Annotated in this window: 23 protein-coding genes and 1 pseudogene; 11 read left to right on the top strand and 13 right to left on the bottom strand. The window is 68.8% G+C overall.

Annotated features, from left to right (window positions below; translation table 11 throughout):
* Positions 1-226: 226 nt before the first annotated feature.
* From OG214_RS06470 to OG214_RS06480, 3 genes are all read right to left on the bottom strand, one after another.
* Positions 227-1,180, bottom strand: coding sequence for a cyclase family protein (locus OG214_RS06470; RefSeq protein WP_405984111.1), 954 nt, complete (start codon positions 1,178-1,180; stop codon positions 227-229).
* Positions 1,181-1,259: 79 nt separating this feature from the next.
* A complete protein-coding gene (locus OG214_RS06475; RefSeq protein ID WP_405984112.1) occupies positions 1,260-2,855 on the bottom strand; it encodes a phytoene desaturase family protein in 1,596 nt (531 codons plus the stop codon).
* Between the two features lie 177 nt (positions 2,856-3,032).
* A complete protein-coding gene (locus OG214_RS06480) occupies positions 3,033-3,611 on the bottom strand; it encodes a TetR/AcrR family transcriptional regulator (protein ID WP_405984113.1) in 579 nt (192 codons plus the stop codon).
* A gap of 78 nt (positions 3,612-3,689) precedes the next feature.
* On the opposite strand from OG214_RS06480, the gene OG214_RS06485 reads away from it, so the two are divergent.
* The 3 genes from OG214_RS06485 to OG214_RS06495 all read left to right on the top strand — a co-directional run bounded on the left by OG214_RS06485 (position 3,690) and on the right by OG214_RS06495 (position 6,946).
* Positions 3,690-4,622, top strand: a complete 933-nt coding sequence (locus OG214_RS06485; protein WP_405987442.1) for an oxidoreductase — start codon at positions 3,690-3,692, stop codon at positions 4,620-4,622.
* 163 nt (positions 4,623-4,785) lie between these two features.
* Positions 4,786-5,562: a helix-turn-helix domain-containing protein gene (locus OG214_RS06490; protein WP_405984114.1), complete on the top strand. Its 777-nt coding sequence runs from the start codon at positions 4,786-4,788 to the stop codon at positions 5,560-5,562.
* 271 nt (positions 5,563-5,833) lie between these two features.
* Positions 5,834-6,946, top strand: coding sequence for an SMP-30/gluconolactonase/LRE family protein (locus OG214_RS06495; RefSeq protein WP_405984115.1), 1,113 nt, complete (start codon positions 5,834-5,836; stop codon positions 6,944-6,946).
* Between the two features lie 73 nt (positions 6,947-7,019).
* On the opposite strand, the gene OG214_RS06500 is transcribed toward OG214_RS06495, so the two are convergent.
* Positions 7,020-7,709, bottom strand: a complete 690-nt coding sequence (locus OG214_RS06500; RefSeq protein ID WP_405984116.1) for a DUF421 domain-containing protein — start codon at positions 7,707-7,709, stop codon at positions 7,020-7,022.
* A gap of 209 nt (positions 7,710-7,918) precedes the next feature.
* On the opposite strand from OG214_RS06500, the gene OG214_RS06505 reads away from it, so the two are divergent.
* Positions 7,919-9,085, top strand: a complete 1,167-nt coding sequence (locus OG214_RS06505) for an NAD-dependent formate dehydrogenase (protein ID WP_405984117.1) — start codon at positions 7,919-7,921, stop codon at positions 9,083-9,085.
* 36 nt (positions 9,086-9,121) lie between these two features.
* On the opposite strand, the gene OG214_RS06510 is transcribed toward OG214_RS06505, so the two are convergent.
* Genes OG214_RS06510 through OG214_RS06520 form a run of 3 tightly spaced genes read right to left on the bottom strand, consistent with a single transcriptional unit; the run spans position 9,122 to position 11,945 of the window.
* Positions 9,122-10,258, bottom strand: a complete 1,137-nt coding sequence (locus tag OG214_RS06510; RefSeq protein WP_405984118.1) for an alanine racemase — start codon at positions 10,256-10,258, stop codon at positions 9,122-9,124.
* Between the two features lie 59 nt (positions 10,259-10,317).
* Positions 10,318-11,511 (bottom strand): amidohydrolase family protein, encoded by a 1,194-nt coding sequence (locus OG214_RS06515; RefSeq protein ID WP_405984119.1) that lies wholly within the window; start codon positions 11,509-11,511, stop codon positions 10,318-10,320.
* Positions 11,481-11,945, bottom strand: a complete 465-nt coding sequence (locus OG214_RS06520; protein WP_405984120.1) for an amidohydrolase family protein — start codon at positions 11,943-11,945, stop codon at positions 11,481-11,483. The genes OG214_RS06515 and OG214_RS06520 overlap by 31 nt, the downstream gene beginning before the upstream one ends.
* A 268-nt stretch (positions 11,946-12,213) precedes the next feature.
* Between OG214_RS06520 and OG214_RS06525 the strand changes: the two genes are divergently transcribed.
* The 3 genes from OG214_RS06525 to OG214_RS06535 all read left to right on the top strand — a co-directional run bounded on the left by OG214_RS06525 (position 12,214) and on the right by OG214_RS06535 (position 15,321).
* Positions 12,214-13,296, top strand: a complete 1,083-nt coding sequence (locus OG214_RS06525) for an Lrp/AsnC family transcriptional regulator (protein ID WP_405984121.1) — start codon at positions 12,214-12,216, stop codon at positions 13,294-13,296.
* A gap of 375 nt (positions 13,297-13,671) precedes the next feature.
* Complete coding sequence (locus OG214_RS06530; RefSeq protein WP_405984122.1) at positions 13,672-14,442, top strand: hypothetical protein; 771 nt, start codon at positions 13,672-13,674, stop codon at positions 14,440-14,442.
* Positions 14,443-14,484: 42 nt separating this feature from the next.
* The gene (locus OG214_RS06535; protein WP_405984123.1) at positions 14,485-15,321 is read left to right on the top strand and encodes a dienelactone hydrolase family protein; all 837 of its coding nucleotides are present in this window, start codon (positions 14,485-14,487) and stop codon (positions 15,319-15,321) included.
* 57 nt (positions 15,322-15,378) lie between these two features.
* Here OG214_RS06535 and OG214_RS06540 read toward each other — a convergent pair whose 3' ends face one another.
* The 4 genes from OG214_RS06540 to OG214_RS06555 form a co-directional block, all read right to left on the bottom strand.
* Positions 15,379-15,867, bottom strand: a complete 489-nt coding sequence (locus tag OG214_RS06540; RefSeq protein ID WP_363081520.1) for a hypothetical protein — start codon at positions 15,865-15,867, stop codon at positions 15,379-15,381.
* Between the two features lie 483 nt (positions 15,868-16,350).
* Positions 16,351-16,899, bottom strand: a complete 549-nt coding sequence (locus OG214_RS06545; RefSeq protein ID WP_405984124.1) for a YceI family protein — start codon at positions 16,897-16,899, stop codon at positions 16,351-16,353.
* A 164-nt stretch (positions 16,900-17,063) separates the two neighbouring features.
* Complete coding sequence (locus tag OG214_RS06550) at positions 17,064-18,581, bottom strand: MFS transporter (RefSeq protein ID WP_405984125.1); 1,518 nt, start codon at positions 18,579-18,581, stop codon at positions 17,064-17,066.
* Positions 18,582-18,748: 167 nt separating this feature from the next.
* Positions 18,749-19,546: an SDR family NAD(P)-dependent oxidoreductase gene (locus OG214_RS06555; protein ID WP_405984126.1), complete on the bottom strand. Its 798-nt coding sequence runs from the start codon at positions 19,544-19,546 to the stop codon at positions 18,749-18,751.
* A gap of 92 nt (positions 19,547-19,638) precedes the next feature.
* Here OG214_RS06555 and OG214_RS06560 point away from each other — a divergent pair, with 92 nt between their 5' ends.
* On the top strand, positions 19,639-20,019 hold the full coding sequence (locus tag OG214_RS06560) for a hypothetical protein (protein ID WP_405984127.1): 381 nt from the start codon (positions 19,639-19,641) through the stop codon (positions 20,017-20,019).
* A gap of 124 nt (positions 20,020-20,143) precedes the next feature.
* On the opposite strand, the gene OG214_RS06565 is transcribed toward OG214_RS06560, so the two are convergent.
* On the bottom strand, positions 20,144-20,824 hold the full coding sequence (locus tag OG214_RS06565) for a helix-turn-helix domain-containing protein (protein ID WP_363081525.1): 681 nt from the start codon (positions 20,822-20,824) through the stop codon (positions 20,144-20,146).
* A 326-nt stretch (positions 20,825-21,150) separates the two neighbouring features.
* Here OG214_RS06565 and OG214_RS06570 point away from each other — a divergent pair, with 326 nt between their 5' ends.
* Positions 21,151-22,467 carry an ice-binding family protein gene (locus OG214_RS06570; protein WP_405984128.1) on the top strand — a complete coding sequence of 439 codons (1,317 nt, stop codon included), beginning with the start codon at positions 21,151-21,153 and terminating at the stop codon, positions 22,465-22,467.
* A gap of 222 nt (positions 22,468-22,689) precedes the next feature.
* On the opposite strand, the pseudogene OG214_RS06575 reads toward OG214_RS06570, so the two are convergent.
* Positions 22,690-23,163: pseudogene (locus OG214_RS06575) on the bottom strand (hypothetical protein); the annotation flags it as partial.
* Here OG214_RS06575 and OG214_RS06580 point away from each other — a divergent pair.
* On the top strand, positions 23,149-23,289 hold the full coding sequence (locus OG214_RS06580; RefSeq protein WP_405984129.1) for a hypothetical protein: 141 nt from the start codon (positions 23,149-23,151) through the stop codon (positions 23,287-23,289). The pseudogene OG214_RS06575 and the gene OG214_RS06580 sit on opposite strands and share 15 nt — an antisense overlap.
* A 451-nt stretch (positions 23,290-23,740) precedes the next feature.
* On the top strand, positions 23,741-25,189 hold the full coding sequence (locus OG214_RS06585; protein WP_405984130.1) for an MFS transporter: 1,449 nt from the start codon (positions 23,741-23,743) through the stop codon (positions 25,187-25,189).
* Positions 25,190-25,241 lie beyond the last annotated feature (52 nt).

Raw genomic sequence — 25,241 nt, forward strand, 5'->3', positions numbered from 1 at the left:
GGCATCGCGGCCGACCGACCGGCCCACATGCTCCGACGGCCCACACACTCCGACGGGTGCCGACCCACCGGGCCCACATACCCCGACAGGTTCCGGGGCCCGTTCAGTCCTTCGACCGCTGTTCGCCCTGACCGGCACTGCGGCGGACGAGCCGTCGCCGGCGGCGACGGCTCGTCCTGTCGAGGTCGGTCGACGGCGACCTCGGCCTCACGGCCGGCGCCGTCGCTCAGGCCGGGTCGCCGATTGCGGCGTCGTAGGGCCCGCCGATGGCCACCGGGCGGACTGCCGAGTGGGCGGCCCCCTTGATCCGAAGCGGCAGAATAATCGTCGCCGAGAGATACACCCGGTCTGCCGCGAGTTCGGCGAGCCGCAGGTTGTGGATCTGGTAGATGCCGGCCTGCGTCAGGTTCTGGTGATGAACGACGAAGGGCAGATCGGCAGGCGCGTCAGCCGGCGCCTCGGCGGCGCCCTGCAGATATCCCTCACTCACGGCGTCCAGGAACGGAACGTCCATTCCCACACAGGCCACTTCCTTGGAGGCGATGAACAGCGCGGCGTCACGGGAGAGACCGGGCCCCGCCCGGTAGTAAGCGGTGTCCGCCGGATCGGGATTGCCGTCCGACCACTTGTCCTCCCAGCCGGTGCGGATGAGCAGGGCATCGCCCGGTGCGAGGTCCCTGAGCCGTTGGTTCTCCAGCATCGCCCGGATGTCCCGCTCGGTGAGCTGTTCCCCGGCGGACAGACTGCCGCCCTTCAGAAGGGTGGCGTCCAGCAGTACTCCGCTGGTGATGACGGGAGGCACCTCGTCGATTCCGAGACGCAGCAGTGGGGAGTCGTCGGTGGGTTTCACCTCGGCCTGCTCAAGTCCTCCGTAATAGAGAGTCCGCCCGTCCGCAGCCATATATCCGAAATGACCCAAGGCATCCATCTTGGTTCCCTGGCTGCCCAGTTGGCCCGTCAGCACTTCGCCGTTCCCGGCATGGGAGGCGAGGTACTCGGTCGGTTTGTACGTGATGCCGATCGGCTCCGCGAACGGGGACAGCGGCATCCTGTCGGAGTAGACGTGCGACAGTTCGTAGACGGGACGAAGCCTTCCGCCCCGCTGCATCTGAGCCACGGCGCGGGCAATCGTGGTCTCGCCCAGCGTCATACCGTTGCCCGTGTCGGCGTTTGCGGTCATGTGCACTTCCCTGAGTTCCGCTGTGGTCTGATCGCCGGCCCGTACCCCGCGGCGCACCCGAAGGTGTGAGCGGCCCGGGTCACGACGCGAAGTTGTCACGTGTGAGGACGTGGGCGATGTTCCGGCCGGAGCCACCGCTGACACCGGGGCCCGGCCAGGTCGCGGCGCCGATCTGCCACAAGCCGGGGACAGCGGTGCGGTAGCCACCGCGGTGAGCCGCCATGGGGCGCCGTGTGAACGCCTGGGCCAGTGAGTTGTCTCCCTGCGCGTGATCACCGGGCCCGGCGTTGGGGTTGTGCAGTGCGAGGTCGGCGGGTGTTGTGATGTGGCGTTCCACCACGAGGTCGGCGAAGCCCGGCGCGTGCGACTCGGCCTCGGCGACGACCCGGTCCGCGAAAGCCTCCGCCGTCGCCACGTCCCATCCGCCGGCCCCGTAGGACGTTCCCGCGGCGTCCCCGGACGGACTGTGCGGTACGTCGAGCACCTGGAGCCGCACCACGGCGTGCCCCGCGGGGGCGCGAGAAGGATCGACGGCGGTCGGCTCGTGCCAGGAGACGGACGGATGCTCCGGCAGCACGCCGGCCTCCGCCTGCCGGACGGACGTCACAAGCGCGTTCACACCGCGTCCGAGGTTGATGGCACCGCCCTGGTCGAGCCGGCTGTCGGTGAACCGGGGCCGGGCGGACAGGGCGAGGTTGATCTGAAAGCAGCCGCGCCGGTATCGGTAGGCCCCGGCCTGGCCGCGTATTCCTGCCGGGATGCCGGGTGCGTTCCGCAGCAGTCGGCCGTACAGGAGGTCCGGGGGCGTCGAAACGACGACCGCCTCACTCGCCCTGACCGTCGCCCCGTCGGTGGTCCGCACGCCGACGGCGCGGCCGTCCCGTACAAGGATCTCGTCCACGTCCACCCCGACGTGGATGTCGCCACCACGCTCGGTGACCAGGTCGGCCAGTGCCTCGGCGAGCCGGCCGGACCCGCCCACCGGCGTGGGATTGCCGACCGTGAGGGTGGCCAGGGCCACAGCCGCCCACAGAGCGCTGCCGGGCGCCTCGGGGCCCGCGCCAAGGTGCAACGGCCACGGCGCCACCAGAGAACGCATTTCCTCGGTCCGGAAGTGCTCGTTCACCAGCTCCAGCGCGTCGCCTGTGAGGAGGCGCTCGAACGGTATCGCGCTCTCCCGGCTTCCACTGCTCAGCTCCGCGAACGCGGCTTGCGCGACGGGACCGTCCAAGCCGTCACCGAGCAGGCCGAACAGGGTGGGGAGGTACGGCCCGACGCCGGAGAAGAGAGCACCCCAGCCGGAGGACTCCCCGAGCCGGTCGAGCTCCGCGGCGAGCGCCTCCGGGGCGACGGGCGCGATCGCCGTCCGGCCGTCCGGGAGCGAGGACCCGGTGGCCAGCGGCGCCACCACATAGTCCAGACCGTGCCGGCGCAGATCCGGGCCCAGCTCCGCCCAGACCGGGCCGCCGACGAGAGCCGGGTGCAGGGCGGACCACCGGTCGTGCAGGTAGCCGGGCGCGCCCAGTTCGTCCGTCCGCACCCAACCGCCGGGCTGTTCCATGCGGTCGATCAGGCACACGCTCCGGCCGGCCCGGAGCAGATAGGCAGCGGCCACCAGTGCGTTGTGTCCCGCCCCGACGAGTACGACGTCGGCTGTCGTGCAGAAATCGTTCATAGCGGCGCACGTTAGGCGGGGCGGGGACCGGGCGGCTGGTCGGTGACCGCTCAGTGGTCACCCGCGGCGAACGCGGGGCGGTGGGTGACGAACGCGGGGCGGTGGGTGACGGTGGGCGGCTGTCGGTACCGGCGATGGGCGGCTGTCGCCGGTGGCCGCCCATCGCCACCCGAGGGTTCATGCGAGAGGCGTGTCCGCGGGTGACAGGCATCTGCGTATGGCGGGAGCGATGCGCTCCGCCACCTCGCTGGCGCCACGGAAACGGCACATCGCCTGAAGGCCGACGATGAGGGTCTTCACGTCGACCACCTCCAGGTCGCCGCGTACGGTTCCGGCTTCCTGGGCTGCGGCGAGAAGCTCGGCGATGGTGGCCGTGAAGGTCCGTTCCACTTCGGGCAGGGCGGTCTCGAGATCGAAGCCGCTGCCGGAGAGCGCCTCCTGCAGTCCCAGGTCCAAGGCGCCCTGCTGGGTCATGTGGGCGAGGAAGATGAACAGCCCCTCGGCAGGGTCCGCGGCAGCCCGGCTCTGTATGCGGTCGATGACCTGCTGCAACCGGTCGGCGATGATCGCCTCGAAAAGCGCCTCCTTCGTGGGGAAGTGCCGGTAAAGCGTCCCTGCTCCGACGCCCGCTCGCCGCGCGATCTCCTGGATCGGCACTTGACCGCCCTCCTGGGCGAATGTCCGGGTGGCGACCTCGATCAGTCGGGCCCGGTTGCGAGCGGCGTCCGCTCTCAGCGGCTTGACGGCGTGGTTCAAATCCCCTCCTTGTATGCGGAGCGTCCGTTCCGGTACGGTGCCAAACGGAACGCACATTCCGATTCTAGTGGAGGATATATGAGTCAGCGTTGGACCGCGGCCCGCATACCTGACCAGCGCGGCAGAACCGCTGTCATCACAGGCGCCGGCTCGGGGATAGGTTTCGAAGCGGCCCGAGCGCTGGCTGTTCGCGGGGCGACTGTCGTACTGGCGGTGCGCGACCCGGAGAAGGGCAACCGCGCACGCGCGAGGATCACCGGCGAAGCGCCTCAGGCGCGGGTGGAGGTGCAGCGACTGGACCTGTCGTCGCTGGCTTCCGTGAGGGCGGCAGCGGAGGAGTTGCGAGCCGCGCATCCACGCCTCGACCTGCTCATCAACAACGCCGGGGTCATGCGCGTCCCGCATCAGACCACGGTCGATGGATTCGAGCTGCATTTCGGCACCAACCACCTGGGACACTTCGCCCTCACAGGCCTGCTGATCGAGCAGATGCTCGACGTAGCGGGTTCGCGTGTCGTCACGGTCAGCAGCGCTGATGAGCGCAGGACCGACGGCATGGTGGCGGAGGACGTTCACTGGACAGCTCGGCAATACAGCACGACGGGTGCGTACGCGCAGTCGAAGTTGGCGAACATCATGTTCACGTACGAACTGCAGCGGCGCCTCTCCGGCCGGAGCGGACCCGTGGCGCTCGCCGCACACCCCGGCGGCTCGGACACGGAAGGAGCCCGCAGAACGGTTGGCAGTTTCAGCCCTGCTGTGCGCGCGGCGTTCGCCGTGGTCATCCGGCCGCTCCTGTTCCAGTCCTCCGAACAGGGCGCGTGGCCCACCCTTCGCGCGGCCACCGACCCTGACGCCGTGGGGGGCCAGTACTACGGTCCGGGCGGCTTCCTGGAAAGCAAGGGACACCCGAAGGCCGTGCGGTCGAGCAAAGAATCCCATGACACGGAGATGCAGGCCCGCCTGTGGGAACTCTCCGAGGAACTCACCCAGGTGAAGTTTCCGGTGTGACAGTGCGCCTCGACCGCTGCCGATACGCGGCTCACACCAGCACCGTCCCCGCCGTCGCACCACTGCGACGGTGCTGGTCGCACCACTGCGACGGTGCCTGCCGTCCGTCAAAGCGGAACAAGGTCACACCCCCTGCGCACCGGCCGCATGAGAGGCTTCGTCTATGCACGGAGTGTTCCCGAACGCGTCGGCAGACACGCCCGGTAGCGGGTCGGCGCGCGCCGTCATAGGCAGTGCCTTCGACCTGCTCACCGCGTTGCGCGAGCTCGGAGTCGCCCGCACCAGCGACCTTCAGCGAGCCTGCGGCCTGCCACGCACGACCGTGGCCCGGCTCCTCGGCCAGCTGGCGGACGTCGGCGCGGTCGAACGCAACGGTGCCTGGTGGCGCATCGGTGCCACCCTCGTCCAGCTCGGTTCAGCCGCCCCGGGCGAGCCCCGGCTGCGTGCGGTGGCCCGGCGGCCGCTCATGGAACTCGCGAAGGTGACCGGTGGGCTGGTCGCGCTCAGCGTCGAAGTGCCGCGCGGCGGGCTGATCGTCGAGGTCCTGCCGGGCGTACGGCCACTGGCCGTCGAGCCGGCCCCCGGGATGGCGGTGCGCGACGACCTGCCGACCGCCACCGGGCTCAGGACTGGACGGCTGGCCCTTATCCGTGCCCAGGAAGCAGCCCATCTGGGGGACATGCGCCCCGTGCTGGACGCGGGTGAGGCGGATCCGTGTGTCAGCTGTGTCGCCGCCCCACTGCGGCTCTCACCGCGCGACACCGGTGCGGTGTGGGTGATGGTGCCGGGCGGCGACGGCGTCTCGGACCATGTGGTCGCGGCGACCCGCCGCACGGCGGGCCTGATCACGACGGGGCTGTCGGCCGGGCCCCGGCCACGCGGACGCGCGCAGAAGGACCGGGATCCGAGGGACGGACGAGCGACAGGGCCACAGCGGTAAACCCAGGCCGCCACGCAGATCGCATCAGAGCCTGCGAACCTGCGACTTCGCCCGTGGCCGCGTATTCTTGTTCGCCTGGACGCTGTTGCCGACACGTAAGAGCTTGGGGCTCCGAGTCGGCCGTCAGGAATGCTTTTCACCGAGTCCTTCGGCGTACCGATGGCTTACCGGCTCACGGACTAACGGACTCGCGAACTTGGCGGGCAATTCAACGCTATGTCCGTGGGCATGTCCTGGCATCGCCCGGTGAATCCCATGGAAGGAGAGATCCATGTCCACCCGATCAACCGCTCCCGCCCCGGCACACGAAGCCCCTCCTCTGGGGAGTTGGGTCGCACCGGACTACGAGGTAGTCGCGGAGTTCACCGACCTGATGCCGACGGGTGTCACCGTGACCGATGAGGGACGAATCTTCGTATCGTTCCCGCGATGGGGCGATGACGTCCCGTACACCGTCGCCGAAGTGGTGAAGGGCCAGGCTGTGGCCTATCCGAGTACCGAGATCAATAAATGGGCACCGGCGAGCAGTGCTGACAGCCTTGTCTCCGTGCAGAGCGTGATCACCGATCCTGCGGGACATGTCTGGCTGCTTGACACGGGGAGCCAATCCTTCGCACCGTGGGTCGAGAACGGGCCGAAACTCGTCGAGGTCGATCCGGCTGACGATCAGGTCGTTCGCATCGTGCGCCTCGACGCCGAGGCACTGAACTCGACGACCTACCTCAATGATGTGCGTTTCGATTTCTCCCGTGGATCGGGTGGATACGCGTACGTCACCGATTCCCAGCCCGAGGGCGCACTCATCGTGGTCGACCTCGGATCGGAGCGGAGTTGGAGTCGGCTGCGGGGGAACGCGTCCGCCAAGGCGACGGACGGGTTCCGCGCGATCGTTCAAGGTACGGTGCGTGAGAATTACACAGTCGGCGCCGACGGCATCGCGATCAGTGCGGACGGCTCCCTTCTGTACTACTGCCCGCTTTCCGGCCGGCGTCTCTACAGCGTGCCGACCAGCGCCCTGATCGACCGGTCACTCGGCGACGAGCAAGTAGCAGCGGCCGTCGTGGACCTGGGTGACAAGGGCGCCTCCGACGGGCTGGAGTCGGACACCGCCGGCAACGTCTACGCGACAGCCTACGAACACAGTGCCGTCCTCAAGCGCGCCCCGGACGGTGGCTGGTCGACGCTTCTGCACGGCCCCGCTCTGCTGTGGCCGGACACGCTGGCCCTGGCCTCGGACGGCTACCTCTACGTCAGCGTGAACCAACTGCCCAGAACACCGCTGTTCAACGACGACGTCGACGACCGCGTACCCCCGTACCAGATCATCCGTGTCCACGTCGGCGCGCGCCCCGTACGTCTGACCCGAGGCAGCGGAAACAGCTGATTTCCGCCGACGACGGCATCGCCGCTCACCCGACGGTAGGAACGAGTGCGATCAAAACGCCATACGACCCTCTTCAATCGGCTTGTTCGGTGCGGGGACGCAGAAGCTCTTCGATGGTGATGAGCCGGCGTTTCAATTCGTCGATGTCGCTCCGAGTCGCGTTCCTCTCCTCCCTCCGAAGCACGACGACAAGTCGTCCGTCGGGCTCCAGGCGGGAGTGGGCGACACCGCTGATCTCACTGCCGGTCTGTTTGCGTACGGCGTCGCCCAGTTCATCAGAACGCAATCCGAGACGTTTGATCGCCTTCTGCACGGGCTTCCCCTCCTCGATAACCGTGGTCGGTGTCCCTTCGATGATGTGAGCGGCCCGCTCGTCGACCGCCAGCCAGCGGTTGATGGCAGCGTTGGCCGCGACCAATGTGGTAGCACCGATCACGCCACCTGTCACGCTTTGGTCGTCCCCAATGATCGCGTTCTGGACGACATTCGACAGAAGGAAGATGACGACGAAGTCGAATGCGTTGAGGTTCGCAAGGTCACGCTTTCCCGCGAAGCGGAAAAGGATCAGAATGAGGACATACACCAGCAGTGTCCGAGTTACTTTTTCGGCGACCGTGATGTGTAGTTCAAAAATATCATTCCACATTTCTGACGCCTCTCTGCTCACTTCGATCGGCTGCGCACACAGCGTGCGGGGCGGCCATTGCTCGGACAGGAATGCACCGCACCACAGTGCACCATGCCGCTCCGGCCACGCGCTCATGGCGAGCCCACTCGCCCGTTTGCGTGCGTGGCACACGTCTCTTTAGATGGATAGATGGGACCCAAAGGCCAGTTACCCGGCACAAAGTGGTTGAAGGGTCAACACGCCATGCGGCTCACGGCATTTCTTCCTGGGAAGCTCAGCTTCGGCAGCGCTCCGTTGCGCAACGTGACAAGGCAGTGGCAGACTGAACGATCAAGGAGACCAGCATGTCCAAGATCGTATGTGTTCTGTACGACGACCCCGTCGACGGATATCCCCCGACGTACGCCCGGAATTCGATCCCCGAAATCGAAAGATATCCGGGCGGGCAGACAGTCCCGACACCGCACGACATCGACTTCGTGCCGGGTCATCTCCTGGGCAGCGTCTCGGGTGAGCTGGGTCTGCGCCCCTTCCTCGAAAAAGAGGGCCACACCCTGGTGGTCACCAGCGACAAGGAAGAGCCCGACTCGGTCCTCGACCGCGAACTGCCCGACGCGGACGTCGTGATCTCCCAGCCCTTCTGGCCCGCTTACCTGACGGCTGAGCGCATGGCGAGGGCCCCCCGGCTCAAGCTGGCGATCACGGCAGGCATCGGATCCGACCATGTCGACCTCGACGCGGCCATGGAACACGGTGTCACCGTCGCCGAGATCACCTACAGCAACAGCATCAGCGTCGCGGAGCACACGGTGATGCAGATCCTCGCGTTGGTACGCAACTACCTCCCCTCCTATCAGTGGGTACTCAAGGGCGGCTGGAACATCGCCGACTGCGTCGAACGCTCCTACGACCTCGAAGCCATGAATGTGGGAATCTTCGCGGCCGGACGGATCGGCCGGGCCGTCATGCGCCGCCTCAAGCCGTTCGGTGTGAAACTCCACTACAGCTCCCGCCACCGCCGTACGGAACTGGAGGAGGAACTGGACCTCACCTATCACCAGGACATCCGCTCGATGGTGCAGGTGTGCGATGTCGTCTCCATCCACGCGCCGCTCGTACCCGCCACCGAGGAACTGTTCGACGACGAGCTCATCGGCTCGATGAAGAGGGGCTCCTACATCGTCAACCCGGCCCGTGCGGAGATCGTCGACCGCGACGCGATAGTCCGCGCCCTCAAGAGCGGTCAACTCGCCGGATACGCGGGCGACGTGTGGTTCCCCCAGCCCCCGCCGGCCGACCACCCCTGGCGCACCATGCCCCACCACGGAATGACACCGCACATGTCGGGCTCGTCGCTCCCGGCACAGGCCCGATACGCCGCCGGAACCAGGGAGATCCTGGAGTCCTGGCTGGAGGGCCGCCCGATCCGAGACGAGTACCTCATCGTCCAGGACGGCAAGCTCGTCGGCACGGGAGCCCGCTCCTACAGCACCGAGAACAACAAGAAGTGACAGCCCTCGCGGGCTACGGGTTCAGGACATGAACCGTTACGGGTGGGGAGTGCCGCCGGTGAAGTCCGTGGTCCATACGTCGAGGTCGCCGTCCGCCGCGACGGCCAGGTAGCTGCTCCAGCGGGAGAAGGCGGAGCAGGGGTGGGAGATGCCGAGTTCGACGCGATCGGTGACGCGGAGCCCGTCCACGTGGTGGTGGAGGACGGCGTGGTGGTCGAAGAGCCGCGCGACGTTCGCCGTGGCCGGTCTCGGCGTACCGTGCGCGTCACGTACCGCCAGGACGATCGGGAGACCGGCGTCGTGCGGGAGTTCGCGTTTCCCCGCGTTGATCACGGCGATCCCCGGTTCGGGTGTGGAGAGGACCAGGGCGTGGACGGACAGCGCCGGTGTGAGGCCGGGAACGGGGTTGACGTGGGCGTATGTGCCGTGATCGTGGGTGACGTAGCAGCCTGGGCGCAGCAGCCGTACGGTACCGGGTACCGCCGCCGTGTCCGGCAGGTACCGCACCACGCGGTCGGGGAAGGCGGATCCGCCCATCGTGAAGACCGGGGCGTCGGTCGCGAAGAGGTCCGTGACGTCGAGGAAGACATCCCTGGTCCTGGCGCAGTGCTCGTCGACCCGGGCGATGACGTCGTCGGTGCGTTCGTTGGGCACGACACCCTCGTATCCGGCCACCCCCACGAGCCTCAGGTGCGGGCTCGCGGCGACCGCCTCGGCCAGGCTCCGCGCGTCCTGCCGGCCGCGTACCCCCGTGCGTCCGCCGGCCGCGCCGACGTCGAGCAGGACCTCGGCAGGACGCCGGCCCGGACCGAACGCGTCGTGGGCGGCGCGGACACCTGCGGGCGAGTCCACCAGGAACCGGATCTCCAGGTCCGGATCACGGTCGAGGTCGGCACTCATACGCCTGAGCACCGCCGCCTCCACGACCTCGTTCGCGATCAGGATCCGCGGGTGCCCCCACGAGGCGAGCGTCGCGGCCTGGCTGTAGGTCGCGACCGTCAACGCGACCGCTCCCGCCGCGAGTTGACGTTCGATGATGGGTGCCGACATGGTCGTCTTCACATGCGGGGCCAGTCGCACGTCGCGCTGGGCACACCAGGCCGCCATGGTGGCGATGTTGTCGTCCAGCGCCGTCACGTCCAGACGCAGCTGGGGGTAGTTCCACCGGGTCACGCGCACCTCCGGGACATCTGTGGGGCGGTGGGCTCCGCTCGAATCGGTTTCGGACTCCGTCATCCCCCGGTGGGGGTTCTCCCTCCGGTTCCGGCCGGTTCCGCACCGGGCCGTAGCCGCCGCCCCCCGCGCACTCCCGTCGCCTCGCCCCGTTCCCATCCGACGACCCCGCCCACCAGCACCATCTCGATGCCCTCCGAGACCCGGGTGGGTTCGAGGAAGGTGGCCTTGTCCTGGACACGGTCGGGGTCGAACAGGACGACGTCGGCCGCCGCGCCCGGCCGGACGACACCACGCTCCTCGATACCGAAGACCTTCGCGGTGCGGGACGTCATCTTCGCGATGGCCTCCGGAAGGCTGAGCGTTTGTTTCTCCCGGACATGGCGTGCGAGGACCCGGGTGAACGTCCCGTAGAGCCTGGGGTGCGGCTTGCCGCCCTGGCCCGGCGGCAGGCCGTCGGAGCCCACGAGCGCGCGGGGGTGCCGCAGAACGGCCTCGACGTCCTCCTCGCACATGGCGAACACGGACATCGTCGCTCTGAGGCCGTTCGACACGAGGACATCGACCAGGGCCTGGAACGGTGTGGTTCCGCGCAGTTCCGCGACCCGGTCCAGTGTGAGGCCCTCGAACTCGTGGTTCGCGGTGGACGCGATCATCACGTTCGGCCATCCGGAACCGCCCACCCAGTTCTCCCAGGTGCCGTCATCGCGTGCGAGTTCATCTTCGGCTCGGGCCAGCGCGGAAGGGTCGCGCAGGCGCCGTACCGTCGCCTCGTGACCGCCGTCCTGGAACCACGGCGGGAGGCAGCTCATCAGCATGGTGCTGTTGGCCTCGTACGGGTAGACGTCGTGGTGGACGTCCACGCCCCGCTTCCACGCGAGATCCATCAGCTCCATCGCCGGCACGACGCTGCCCCACGCGTCCTTCCCGGCGGCCTTCAGGTGGGAGACCTGGAGGCGGCAGCCCACGCGCTCGGCGACGGTGATCGCCTCCGCGACGCCGTCGAGCAGCCGCGGCCCCTCACCGCGCAGATGGGTCGCGTAGACGCCGTCGACCGGAAGCCCGGCCGCGAGCGCGGCCAGCTCGTCCACCGTCGCGAAGACGCCGGGTGCGTAGATCAGCCCCGAGGAGAGCCCGAAGGCGCCGGCGGAGATCGCGGCGCGGAGGTGGGCGCTCATCTCCGCCGTCTCCGCCGGGTACGGGGCCCGGTCGTCGATCCCCATCACGGCAGCGCGGAGAGTGTGGTGCCCCACGAGCGGAACGGTGTGACGGTATAGCCCGCATGGTCGGTACGCTCGTACAGCTCCGCAGTCGTGCTCCAGTCGTAGGGCAGGCTCGGGAAGAGCCGGCCGCACATCTCCTGGATCTCCGAGGACCTGTCGGCGGGGTGGGGTGCCAGGGAGAAGCCGCAGTTCCCCACGACCTCGGTGGTGACGCCCTGGCTGATCTTGCTGGCGTCGATCCCGGGCAGGAACGGGACGGAGTCCGCGTGCGAATGCGCGTCGATGAATCCCGGCGCCAGCGCCAGCCCGTCGGCGTCGACGACCCGGTCCGCCGCCACGCGGGACAGGGTTCCGGGGGCGGCGACGGCGGCGATCGCCCCTTCCACGAGCAGCACGTCCGCGCGACGTTCGGCGGCTCCCGTGCCGTCGAACAGGCGGGAACCTCTGATGAGGAGACTGGTCACGGGTGGCCTTTCCGGAGGGGGCAGGGGTTCTCGGCGGTGCCGCTCGTCGCCGGTCATCGCGTACGCAGCGGACGCGGGCGACGTACACACCGGACATCGGCGATGTACGCACCGGGCAGCGGCAGCGCACGCACGGACGGACGTCGGCGGCCCACGCACCGGACGTTGGCGACGTACGCACGGACGTTGGCGGCGCACGCACCGGGCATTGGCGGCGCACGCAGAATGCTGGCAAGCGGGTGGGAGTATCAGGCGATGGCGAAGGAATGTGACACGAGAGGACCGCGGTGCGACCGATCCCGACACCCGCGAGGGCAGTGCCATGGACGTCCTGACGGAAACCGACCTCGAACTCGTCGACGCCGTCCAGATCAACCCCCGGGCCAGCTGGGCCGCCATCGGCTCGGCGCTCGGCCTCTCGCCGGTGACGGCCGCGCGGCACTGGAAGTCCCTGACCGCCTCGGGAGCGGCGTGGACCTGCGCCACGATGGGGTCCGACTGGGCGCGCGGCGCGTTCGTCGAGCTGGCGTGTCCCCACGGCGGGACGGACGAGATCGTCCGCCTGCTGTGCGAGATCCCGGAGGTCCTCACGGTGGGGCGCACCACCGGTGACTTCGACCTCTACGTCATATCGGTGTCCCCCACGGTCCAGGCGCTGCGGACCTTCCTCTTCGAGACGATCGCGAAGCTGGACGTCAGGCGCGTGCGCTCGCACGTCTACTCGCAGATCTTCGGCGGCCCCGCATGGCGGCTGCGCGTCCTGAACCGTACGACGGCCGCGCGGGTACGGGAGGAGTCCCCCCGGCAACTGCCTCACACCGCGGTCGACCCACAGGACCGTCGGCTCTTCCTCGCGCTCGGCGCCGACGCGCGGCGTCCGTACCCGGAACTCGCCGAAGAGCTCGGGAGCACCCCGCAGGCAGTCCGCCGCCGGATGGACCGGATGCGCCGGCGTGACCAGATCGCCTTCCGCGCCGACATGGCACGCCCGCTCGCCGGGTTTCCGCTCGCCGCCCTGCTGTGGCTCAAGGTTCCGGACGCCGACGTGGAGTCCGTGGGGCGCGACCTCGGCCGGTGGGCGGAGGTCCGCTTCTGCGCTCCGGTCGTCTCGGCGGCGAATCTCGTACTCATCGTCAATCTGCGCTCTCCCGAGCACCTGGACTCCTTCGTCGGAAAGCTCTTCTCCACGCACGGTGGCGTGGAGATCGCGGACCGGCGGCTGGTGCTGCACCTGGAGAAGGTGCACGGGCATCTCCTCGACTCCGAGGGCCGGTCCCGGCGGGTCGTCCCGGTCGATCCCTGGGCCGGCCAGGCCGAGGGGCCGGACGGGCCGGGACCGGCCCGGCCCTGACTCGGCTCGGGGTCCTGGACTCGGCTCGGGGTCCTGACGCCTGACCCGGCCCCGGTCCTGACACCTGACCTGGCCCCGGCCCCCGATCCGGCCGCCGATCCGGCCGCGTCCCACCGGGGTGCGGTGTCGCGGTACGTCCCGCCGGGGTGAGGTGTCGCGATGCGTCCCTCAGCGTTCCCCGGACGACGGATCGTTCACCATCGCTCCTGATCGCGTCTCTTTCCTCCATCTCAGGTGGTCTTCGCCGTACCGGCGTGAACATCGATTCACGTCGCGAACGCGCCTAGGCCGTGTCCGGTCGCCCTGGGCCGCAGGCGGGCGTCACACAGACGGACAGACCGACAGACCGACCAACGCGGAACGGAGCGATCGAGAGTGCCCATCAGCAAGAAGGACAGGACCACCGCGATCTCCAAGAGCATCGAGACCGGCAAGCGCCATCCGCTGCACTACATCGACTCCCGCCGGTACGTGCAGCACAACGTCAACCTCGGCGACGGCCTCGGTCCCCTCCTGCGGTTCTTCGACGAGCTGCCGGAGGGAAGCAGCAAGGTCAACCCGATCCGGGCCTTCGAGGACGGCGACATCTCCTTCGCCCACATCGAGTACCACCTTCACGGCTACGGCCACGTCGCCGGATTCGAGATCCACCGCTGGGAGGACGAGCGGATCGTCGAGCACTGGGACAACCTGGAGCCTGTGCCCGAAGGGGCCGGATCCGGCGGCAGGACCGTGTTCGACGGGCCCACCGAGCCGACCGACCTCCACAAGACGGTGTCCAACAAGCAGCTCGCCGAGAGGTTCGTCCGCGAGGTGCTCGTCACGCGGACCGTCGAGGCCCTTCCCGAGTTCCTGGCAGGCGGGGAGTTCGTGCAGCACAGCCACCGCTGGGGCGACGGCATCGAGGAGCTGGAGCGGCTGCTCACCACGAACGACGGCGAGGACGCCACCGTGCATCACACACTGCACCGGGTCCTGGGTGAAGGCGACTTCGTGCTGACGATGAGCGAGGGGACCGTCGGCGGCGTCCACAGCGCCCTGTTCGACCTGTTCCGCCTCAGCGAGGACAAGGTGGTCGAGCACTGGGAAGTCGTCGAGCCCATCCCGCCGCGCGACCAGTGGCAGAACGACAACGGAAAGTTCTGACGGCGTCCGTCCGTCAGCAGGCGCAGAGGGAGTACGAGCACCATGTCAACGCGGAACCTGGCACTGGAGCGTGTCGTCCGGGCGGCGAGCCCCGCGGCGGAGAAGACGGTCGTGCACACCGGCGGTGAAGGCCTGGACATAGCACGCGTCCCGATCACCGTGGCCGGTGACGAGGTGATCCTGTACACCGCCCGCCCGGCGGGCGGCACGAACCTGCCCGTCGTCATCGTCCTGACCGAGGCCTTCGGGATGCACCCCTACATCGAGGACGTCACCCGGCGCTTCGCCCACGAGGGCTACCTCGCGGTGACTCCCGACCTGATGGCTCGTCAGGGAGACGCCGCCGCTTTCGTCGACGACGTCGACCGTCTGGTGTCCGAACTGCTCCAGCACATCCCTGACGAGCAGGTGATGGCTGACATCGACGCGGCGGTGAAGTGGGCGGTCGCCAACGGCGGGGACAGTACGCGCGTCGGTGTCAACGGCTTCTCCTGGGGCGGCCGGTGGGCCTGGCTCCACGCGGCGCACGCCCGCCTGAACGCCGCGGTGTCCTGGTACGGCGTGCTCGACGACGCATCGAGCGGACTGTATCCCGGCAGGGAACTGTTCCCGAGGCATCCGATCGACCTGGCCGCCGAGCTCAAGACGCCGGTCCTCGGCCTCTACGCCGAGAAGGACGCGGTCATCCCTGTCGCCGGTGTCACCGGCATGAAGGCCGCGCTGGAGGCCCGTCCGGCAGACGCTCCCGAGGTGGAGTTCACCGTGTACCCCGGAGCCGTCCATGGCTTCCACGCCGACTACCGCGACGACTACAGCCCCGTCGCGGCACCCGACGGATGGCAGCGGGCGCTCGGCTGGCTCCGTCGCCACGGAGTGTGACCCCGTGCGGCCGGCACCGCGAGCGCCCGATCCTCTTCCGTAACCTCGCCGCGTATGTCAGCTGGGCGTGCGGGCCGCCCACTTCAGGAAGATGTCACGGTCTTCCAGCCCCCAGGGAACCCTGTTGATGTCAGGAAGCTGGGAAATGGCCATGTCCCGCAGCTTCATCATGAACTCGTAGGGAATGGTGTCCGACCAACCTTCGGGTGTCTCGGCCTGGGTCTGGTACATGTAGAAGGCGATGGCGCGCAGGATCACCACCGGGTCGGGCTCCCCGGGCAGTGGGTCGAAAACGTAGGCACGGGCCTCCTCTAGGGCGTCCTCCTCCCATTCGCAGTACTCGACGTGATACACCCAGATGATCCGCCCCAGTTCATCGGCGCTCTCCGCGTTCACCACGATCGTGGTCCGGCTGTCAGGAGCGCCGAGCGCGGACGTCTCCCCGTGGACGGTCAGTTGATGCCAGGACTCATACGACTCGCTCCACCTGAGAGCTGCTGTCAGCAGCGCGTCGATGTGCGTTTTGCTTACGAACAGCTCGCTCATACGGCAACTCCTCGGCCGGGGAACTCCACTACGGAGCACTTCTACCAGCCGGGTCTGACATCGCTTCCCGGCCGGCCCGAACCGTTGGATCAGCGGCCCCGCCAAATCGAACGGCGCTCGTCCTTCCGACAACCGCGTGCCGCCCACCCGTTTCCCGCCCGTGCGGCTGCCGTCGACGTCGCCGTCAACGGACGATGATCGGGATGGGGGCCGTCGGCGTACGAGCTGCTCCTCCAGCCGGCGAACTCCCGGCGGCTGCACAGGACTTCAAACGGTCCACGATGACCCCAGGTGCCCAGTGCCAAAGGGGTTGACCTGTTGTCGCGGGCCCTCCGGCCCCGGAGTGTTGGTCCGAGGCACAAGGCGGCGGGTCCGGACGTCCTCGGGGGTTGGCAGCGCCGGTGAGACCCAACTGGTCGTCGACCAGATCACTTCCACGGGGCCGATGGGTGGGGTCGCCGGGCGGCTTCGTCGGGCGTGTGATCAGCGCTTGGTGAAGACGGCGTGGAGGGTGAGTGTGTTCTCCATCCCGGATATGCCGAGGATGTTGTGGGTGATGCCGAAGTCTCCTCGGTCGATCAGCACTACGCCGTCGAGTGTGACCTCCCCGGCGCTCACCGAGACCTGCGCCGGGAACGAGATCGGCAGGGTCCGGTCGCGCACGGTGAGGGTTCCCGCGACGTTCACGCGATCGGCGTCGGGGGTGATCGCGTCGAGTTCGAAGACGATGTCCGGGTACTGCTCGACGGCCAGGAAGTGGCGGCCGAGCAGATGTTTGTCACGCTTCGCGTGATCGGTGTCGATGGAGGCCGCCCCCACGGACAGTGTGCCGCTGATCTTCCCGTCCGGGGTGACCGTGCCCTGTCCGGCCACGGTCCGGAAGACACCGTCCACCGGTTTCCTGCCCCATGCGTGCCAGGTGCGGAGCTTGACCGCGGATCGCGGGGAATCCAGGGTCCACTCCCCTGCCAGGGCCGCCACATCACGCAGCAGCGCCTGTGGGTCCTGGTCCCGTCGTTCCGAGAGAGTCATGTCTGATCCTTTGCTTGGGTTGGTTCGTACGCCGTGCGAGGGCCGCGATCCATGCGGGCGCTCCGGAGACTTCCGGCGATGCGGTGTTCCGCGATGGGCGGGTACTGGGTACTGGGCCGGGTCCGGCCCTGTCCCCTGCGCGGGCGCGGCTGTCCGTATGCCGCTCACATGTGGACGGTGGGGGCGGTGTCGCCGCCCATCTTGGGAGTGCCGCGTCGGTAGACGACCAGGGCGATCAGGACACCGGCCGCGAAGAAGGCGGCCGACCACCAGTAGGCGGTGGAATAGGACTCCAGGGCGGCCTGCGCCTGGACGACCGGGTCGGCGGGGTCGCGGCCGGTCAGATAGGTGGCGGCGGCGTCCGCGGCGAGGGTGTTGAGCAGTGCGGTGCCGATGGAACCGCCGATCTGCTGCATGGTGTTGACGGCGGCGGAGGCGACGCCCGCGTCCTGGGGTGCGATCGCGTTGGTGGCGAGGGCCATCGCGGGCGCGAGGACCAAGCCCATGCCGATGCCGAGAAGGACCAGGCCGGGCAGGACGTCACCGGCGTAGGCGCTGTTCAGGTCGAGGCGGATCAGCCAGATCAGGCCGATGACACTCAGGCCCATGCCGAGTGTGACCACGATCTTGGGGCCGACGCGGAGCAGCAGGACGCTGGTGGCCAGAGTGGCGGCGATCATCAGCGAGCCGACCATCGGCAGGAAGGCCAGGCCTGTCTCCACGGCGGAGAAGCCGAGGGTCAGCTGGAGGTAGTAGGTCAGAAAGAGGAACACACCGAACATGCCGGCGCTGGTGATCAGCATCGAGATGAACGAGGCGCCACGGGTGCGGTCCAGCAGGACGCGCAGAGGCAGCAGAGGGTGCGCGGCCTTGGTCTGCCACCAGGTAAAGACGGCCAGCAGGAGTGTGCCGACGGTGAGAAAGCCCCAGGAGTTGGCAGCGCTCCAGCCGTCGTGCTCGGCGTTGGCGAAGCCGTAGACGATGCCGAACAGGCCGCCGGTCACCAGGAGGGTGCCCAGGACGTCGAGCTTGGCGCCGCGGTCACGGCCCGTGCGCTTCAGGAGTATCCAGCCGCCGATGAGCGGGACCGCGGCGAGGAGGAGGTTGACGTACAGCGTCCAGCGCCAGTCCAGGTACTCGGTGAGTACACCGCCGAGCAGCAGGCCCACGGCCGCCCCGGAGCCGGCGACCGCGCCGTAGATCCCGAACGCCTTGGCCCGCTCCTTGGCGTCGGTGAAGGTCGTCGTCAGCAGGGACAGCGCGGTGGGTGCCAGCAGCGCGCCGAACACACCCTGCAGCGCGCGTCCGGCGACCAGCATCTCGAAGCTGGTCGCGGCACCCGCCAGAGCGGAGGCACCGGCGAAGCCGGCCACCCCCACCAGAAAGGCCGGCTTGCGGCCGAAGAGATCGGCGATCCGCCCGCCGAGCAGCAGCAGGCTCCCGAAAGCCAGCGAGTAGGCGGTGACGATCCAGGTCCGGTTGCCGTCCGAGAAACCGAGATCCGCCTGGGCGGACGGCAGAGCGATGTTCACGATCGTCGCGTCCAGCGTGACCATCAACTGCGCCATGGCCACCATGGCGAGAATCCACCAGCGATGCCTCGGCCCGGCCGCCACACCGGCGGCCCGGGAACCGTTCTTCCGCAACGACCCCGCATCCGGCGCCGTATCCGTATGAGCCATTGAAACGTACTCCAGTCAGGGACGGGCCGGAGCCCTGTGAGAACCGACGGCTCTCACCACCGGGGAGGTCTTGCCCCACTGCCGACCGCGTCGGGCCGTGAAACCCCTTGCCGGGTGGAGCGTTCGCCGGGCCGGTCCAGGTGGGCTGTGCGGTGTGGAGGTGTCAGTCAGTGGTGTCGGTCACTGGTGTTGGTCGTGGGGGACCATGTGGTGGTGGTGTTGTTGGACGGGGTCAGTTCCGCGGGGTGGGCCTGTTCGACGCGGTCGCGTTTGGTGTACATGTCCCAGTAGTGCTGGGCGAGTTCGTCGGGGTGGACGGTGGGGAGCTCGCCGCCGATGGGGAGTTCGCCGCCAATGCCCTTGGTATCACCGGTCCGGGCGCGTTGGGCGGCTTCGCTCCCGGTGACGATGTGGGCGACGGTGAGGGTGCCGGCGTAGACGCCCGTGTCGTTGAGTTCACCGCTGAGGGAGTAGACGTAATTCCGCGCGGCGGCGGCGAGGGGGCCGGGACCGCTCATGAACGGCATCGGCTGTACGGCGGTGTAGCCGGTGGTCATCAGGAGCGCGCCGTCGCCGCGCCCGGTCATCTCCGGCAGCACGGCACGGAAGACCTCCACGGGCGTGAGCAGCAGCAGCCGTGAGAACTCTTCCAGTGTGGCGGCGTCCGCCCGGGTGGCCGGGGTGAAGGTCATGTCACCGGCGATCGGTCCGTACTCGACGACATCGATCCGCCCGAAGTGCGCGCGGATGGCGTCGACGAGGACCGGGGCCACCGCGGGAAGGGACAGGTCGCCGGGGAACGCCGCGGCTTCGATGCCTTCCCCGGCAAGCTGCTCGACAAGGGCGTCCAGCCGGTCCTTGCGGCGGGCGACCAGGGCGACCCGGAACCCCTCACGGCCGAATCGGCGGGCCAGGGACACTCCCAGGCCGCTACCGGCACCGAAGACGGCGATCACTTTCGGCATATGGCGTCACCTTTACCGGAGAGATATCTTGACCCGTGGGTCGACTTACGGTCGACCGTAACACATATCTTGACCCTGGGGTCAAGTTGCGTTTGACGGGTGGGCGTAGTGGTAGCCGGATCCGCCCGTGGCTCAGGGCTCAGGGAGTTGGCGTCGTCAGCCTCGCGAGAGCCAACGAGGCCGGGGCAACCGCCGCCGGCCGTCGACGTCGCCGACGTCGCCGACGACGCACCCGAGCAGACTGGTGGCGCACTCCCGAGCCGCCCAACGCCACCCGGTACGGTCTGGCCACCCATGCCTGGACCTGGGACGTCCACGACGACCGCCGCCGCGGCTTCTGGGGCAACGCGGTCATCGAGTCCTGGCACGAGGAGGCCACACCCGTCCTTGACCTCGACGGCTCACCGCGCCCCGTCAGCGAGGCGCTTCTGGACGAGTCCGCGATCCAGGTGGGCGCCGACGGCCTCGGCTGACACCGTCGGCCGACACCGGGACCGGCACCCGGCGCCCACCGCAGGAGGCGAGCCACGCCCAGTTCGCCCGCGTCTACGACGGGGGCGGTCCGGTCACCAGTCCGGGCGGACGCCGGGTGCCGGGCTACGGCGTCCCGTCACCGGCTGCCGCGTCGGCCGTCACACGCCGGCCCCGCGCAGGGGTGCCGGTGACGTTGGCCATCACCTCGTGGAGCTGCCGCGGGGTCAGCGGGGCGGTGGGCAGTGGGTGGGCGGCCTCGCTGCGCAGGCCGTCGAGAAAGAAGGCGATGCCCCGGCGCCAGGCGTCGGGGGCGGTGTCCTTCGCGGCCTGGGCGATCAGCGCGTTGGTGCCGAAGACGAACACCATGTCCCCGCTGGTGAAGTCCGGGCGCAGACCGCCGGCCCGCTGGGCGCGCTCGATGATCCGCACGCTGTCGACGCGGGCGCTCTCGCACACGGCCATCAGCCGCTCGGCGTCCGGGTAGCGCCCGGTGATGACGTCGCGCATCGCCGGGTCGCTGACCTGCAGCTCGCAGATCCTCTCGATGTAGTACGCGAACCCGTCCCAGGCGTCCTCCCGGACCAGGGCCTCGCGGGCCACCTCCTCCAGCCGCTCCGCGGCGAGGTCGGCGACGACGTCGTCGATCAGTGCCTCACGAGTGCCGAAGAGGTTGTACAGGGTGCCGTGGCTCACCCCGGCCCGCCGGGCGATCTCCTTCAAGGGCGCCTGGAGACCGCGCTCCTGGAAGAGCTCGGCAGCCGCTCTCCGCAGCTTCTCCGCATTGCGTTGCGCGTCGGCCCGCATCCGGTGTCCTCCTGGTCATATGTCGGCATCCATGGTCGCACCTACCCACCGAACGTAATTTGACCCCGAGGTCAAGGTACGCGTTGCGACCGACGCCAAGCCGACCCCACCGTCAAGATGACTCGCGGCAAAGGCGCAGCGCCCCGAGGACCATGCGCCGAACGCTCGCACCGAACGCGACTCCATCGCGGGCGGAATGAGCCCCTTGACTATTGACGCGGAGTGCCACCGGTGGACTACTTAATGTAGTCGAACCGCTTTCGTCGAAGGAAGGGCTGCCTGGAGACGCGCCCCCCGTCCGTCGGCGATCATCAAGGGAGCGCCCTATGCCGGTCTCACCGAACCAGGGATCCACCGGTGGCGGCGATGCGGTGACCGTCACCGGGAGCCACTTCACGGGCACCACCGCGGTGCGCTACGGCACCCGCCAGGCCACGAGCTTCACGGTCATCAGCGACACCACGACTGACACCATCACCCCTTCCGGTCACAGCGCCGTTCCCGTCTCCGTCACAACCGCCGGCGGAACGGGGACCGTGGGCACCTTCTTCTACCTGCCGCCGCCCTCCTTCCGTATCGACCCGCCTCCCGCGGGCCCTCTGGGAGGCGGCAACACGGTGGTCTTCACCGGTCTCGGCCTCTCCACCACGAGCGAGATCAGATTCGGTACGCAGAGCGCCGTGTTCACCGTCGACTCGGACGGCCGGCTCACCGTCACCGTCCCGGCGGCGGCCTCCTCGGGTCCGGTGGGGGTCACCGTGACCACCAGGGGCGGAGTCGCCGGCGGAGTCACCTATACCTATCTCGACTCGCCTTCCGTCACCGGCGTCATCCTCGACTCGGGATCGGTGGACGGCGGCGATCTCGTCGTCATCACCGGGACCGCGTTCTCCTACACCACCGGCGTCACCTTCGACGGCACACCCGCCGTCTCCTTCCGGGTCGCCTCCGACACCGAGATCGACGCCGTGGTGCCCGCCGGAGCGCTCGGCCCGGCCGATGTCTCCGTCACCACCCTCGGTGGCACCACCACCGCCACGGACGCCTATACGTATCTGGGACTCTTCGCAGTCCTGGGCGGAGCGTCGGTCAGCAACACCGGCCTCTCGAACGTCACCGGAGATCTCGGAGTGAGCCCGGGAGCGTCCATCACCGGATTCCCGCCCGGCCAAGTCGACGGGAGTATCCACAACTCGGACACCGTCGCCGCCGCGGGCCATGCCGACCTGATCACGACGTACAACGACGCCGTCGGCCGGATCCCTGACGCCGGCATCAGCGGAGACCTCGGCGGCCTCACACTGCTCCCCGGCGTCTACAACGCCACCTCTTCCATCGGGCTCACCGGCACACTCACACTGGATGCCCAGGGCGACCGCAACGCCGTCTGGGTCTTCCAGATCGGATCGCCCCTGACGACGGCGACCGCGAGCAACGTGCTCCTCGTCAACGGCGCCACGGCCAGGAACGTCATCTGGCAGGTCGGTAGTTCAGCCACTCTGGGCACTGACAGCGACTTCGCGGGAAGGGTCCTGGCTCAGATTTCGATCACCGTGAACGCCGGTGTGACGGTCAACGGCCAGGTCCTGGCCATCGACGGCTCCGTAACCCTGGACACCAACACGATCACTCGCCCTTGGTGAAGGAGCCACACGCCACGCAACCGGGACGCACGCCCGCCACGCCCGCCACGCGCGCCAGAAAAAGGCCGAACGCGTAATTGCGGAGGACCTCAAGGAAGACATCGCGCGACCCGGATCGAGGCGCTCAAGCAGCTCCCGCTCGGCCTTCTCCGTCGCCTCGCTCGCACGGAGGCAGATCTCACGGCCGCGGGGGGTAGGTGTCGGCCTGCGAACCCTTCGGTCTTGCAGATCTCGTACCCGGACGACCAGCCCTTTCACCTCAAGGGAATCGAGGGTCGCCGTGATGACCGATTCATCGATCTTGACGAGTGCGGACAATTCGAGCTGCGCCATCGGTGTGGTCGTCAGCGCGACCATCACGAAGTGCCCTTTGATGTCGACGCCAACCCCCGGCGCCTCCGACGTCCGTCGCGTCGGCGGGCGGCGACGTTTGACGGCAGCCAGATGTCTGGGTGAGAGCCCCCGATGAGACTGGCCGTACGGCGCGTGGGACGTGGTTCGCCGACCGGTGCGGCTGGAGTACGCCGGTGTGCGTCGGCTCGCGCCCCGCGCTGGTGGCTCTCGACGGTGACCGTTCTTCGGCCTGTGTCCGGCTGCCCGAGATCCGGCACGCGCTGACCGGCGAGCCGGACACGGTGGAGCACAGCCCTTCGGTACCGCCGGTGCGGCCGGGAGGACCGCGTGCTCGTGCTCCATCGCGGGGACATCGTCGAGGTGGGCGATACCGCCGCCGTACTCGACGCTCCTCAACACGCCTATACGCGGCGTCTCCTCGGTGCCGTCCCGGGCATCGAACAGCGGCCCCTGGACAGTTCACGGTAGGAAGCCGACATATGACGTCCCGCGTGTGACATTCCGCGTGTGAAGTCCCACGCGGCGTCGGTGGATAAGACCCTCGAACGCGGCCAGGCGCCCGGCGTCGGGGGTCTCACCGGCTTCTCCGACAGCCGCCCTGGGCCACAGCACCGGGCCGGGGACGCCGCCGACGCGGACCCGCCCCCGGCTGGGAGAGCCCGGCGTTCGAGGTCGCCGTCAGGCAAACATCATATTGATTGACTGCACGCCTCTTGACCGGCTGCAAGGACAGCAGGCAATCTCGCTGTAATCATCATGATGAATAGCCGCCTCGTTCCGAAGGGTCGTTCCGCCGACGCGGGCCTGACAGGCCTTCCCGTACGCCCAGCACGCCCGGCACGCGATCGTCCGACCCGCGCGCCCACCACCCCGGCACGTCACGGCTCGCCGACTTCCCGCAGACAACAGGAGCCGCACCATGACCGCAGTCACCTCGCCCGAAGCCGTCGCCGGGAAACCGCTGCCGATGTCCCGCGGGCGCTATCTGTACCTCCTCGCCGCCGTGACCTGGCCCGCCCAGGTCATCGCGATCGTGGGCACCATGAGCGGCAACGCACAGGCGGCCGTGGCCCAGCACTTCCGTACGACACACATCGCCTGGTTCAGCGTGACGCTGTTCATCGTGACCCTGGCGATCACGCCGTTCGCCATGCGGTTCGGCCAGATCTACGGCAAGCGCAAGGTCATGCTCGTGCTGATCGGCATCGGCCTGGCCGGTGACGTGGTCGTCGCGCTGTCACCGAACTACGCGGTCATGCTCGCCGGCCGTGCCCTGGCGGGTTTCTACGGTCCGGTCGCCGCGCTGGTCTTCGCCTCCGTGCGCGACCTCTTCCCGCGTGAGCGCGTGGCGAACGTCTACACCGTCATCGGTGCCGTCATGGGCGGCGCCTCCCTCGCGTCCCCGCTCGTGGCGGGCCTGCTGATGGAGCACCACGGCTGGCGCAGCGTGCTGTGGACGATGGCCGGAGTGACCGTGCTCTCCGTCGTGTGCATCGCCCTGATCCCCGAGACGCCGGTCCGCGGCGGTCTGGCGGGCCTGGACTGGCTGGGCGGAATCCTCATGGGCGCGGGTACGTCCGTCGTGGCCGTCGGCGTCGGCATGGGCGGGGACTGGGGCTGGACCAGCGCGAGCATACTGAGCTGCCTGATCGGAGGCTGCGCGCTGTTCGCCCTCTTCGTGGTGGTCGAACTGCGCGCGCCGCGGCCCATCTTCGACGTCCGGATCCTGGGCCGCCGGTCGGTGTCCACCGTACTGACCGGGCCGGCGCTCATCGTCGGCACCTCCAACATCGCGCCCACGGTCCTGACGTTCCTGGCGCTGTTCCCCGCGATCCCGCACGTGTCCGCCAGCCTCGGCTGGAGCCTCACCCATCTGGCCCTGATCGGCATCCCGGCCGCGCTGGCGTGGGTCGTGGCGGGTCTGCTGACCGGGTACGTGCTGCGCACCGTACCGCCGCGCACGGTGTGGCTCGCGGGCAGTCTGACGATGACCGCCGGGCTCCTCCTGTGCGCGCTGTACCACCGCACCGCCACCGAGATCATCCTCACCGGCATCGTGCTCGCCGTCGGCACCGGTGTCATCCAGGGCACCTCGAACGCCATGATCGTGTCGGTGGTCGGGCCCGACGACCAGGCCCCCGCCAACGGACTGAGCGGCATGCTCGGCGCCGTCATCGCCATCCTGGGGCTCCAGTTGGTGTTCGTCGTGATGTCGAACCAGTCCAGCGTCGTGAACGGGATCGCCTTCTACCAGGACGCGGCGTTCACCAACGGCTACTACCTCCTCACCGCCATGGCGGCCGTCGGCGTCCTCGTCTCCGCGCTCATGCCCCGCGTGGAGCGTCCGGCCGACGCACTCGCCGACTAAGCCCCCCTCCCAAGTAAGCCCCCTCGCCTCCTCCCCGCTCGGGGCGCACCCG

Origin of the sequence: Streptomyces sp. NBC_00872 (assembly GCF_045161915.1) — a bacterium.
Classification (GTDB): Bacteria; Actinomycetota; Actinomycetes; order Streptomycetales; family Streptomycetaceae; genus Streptomyces.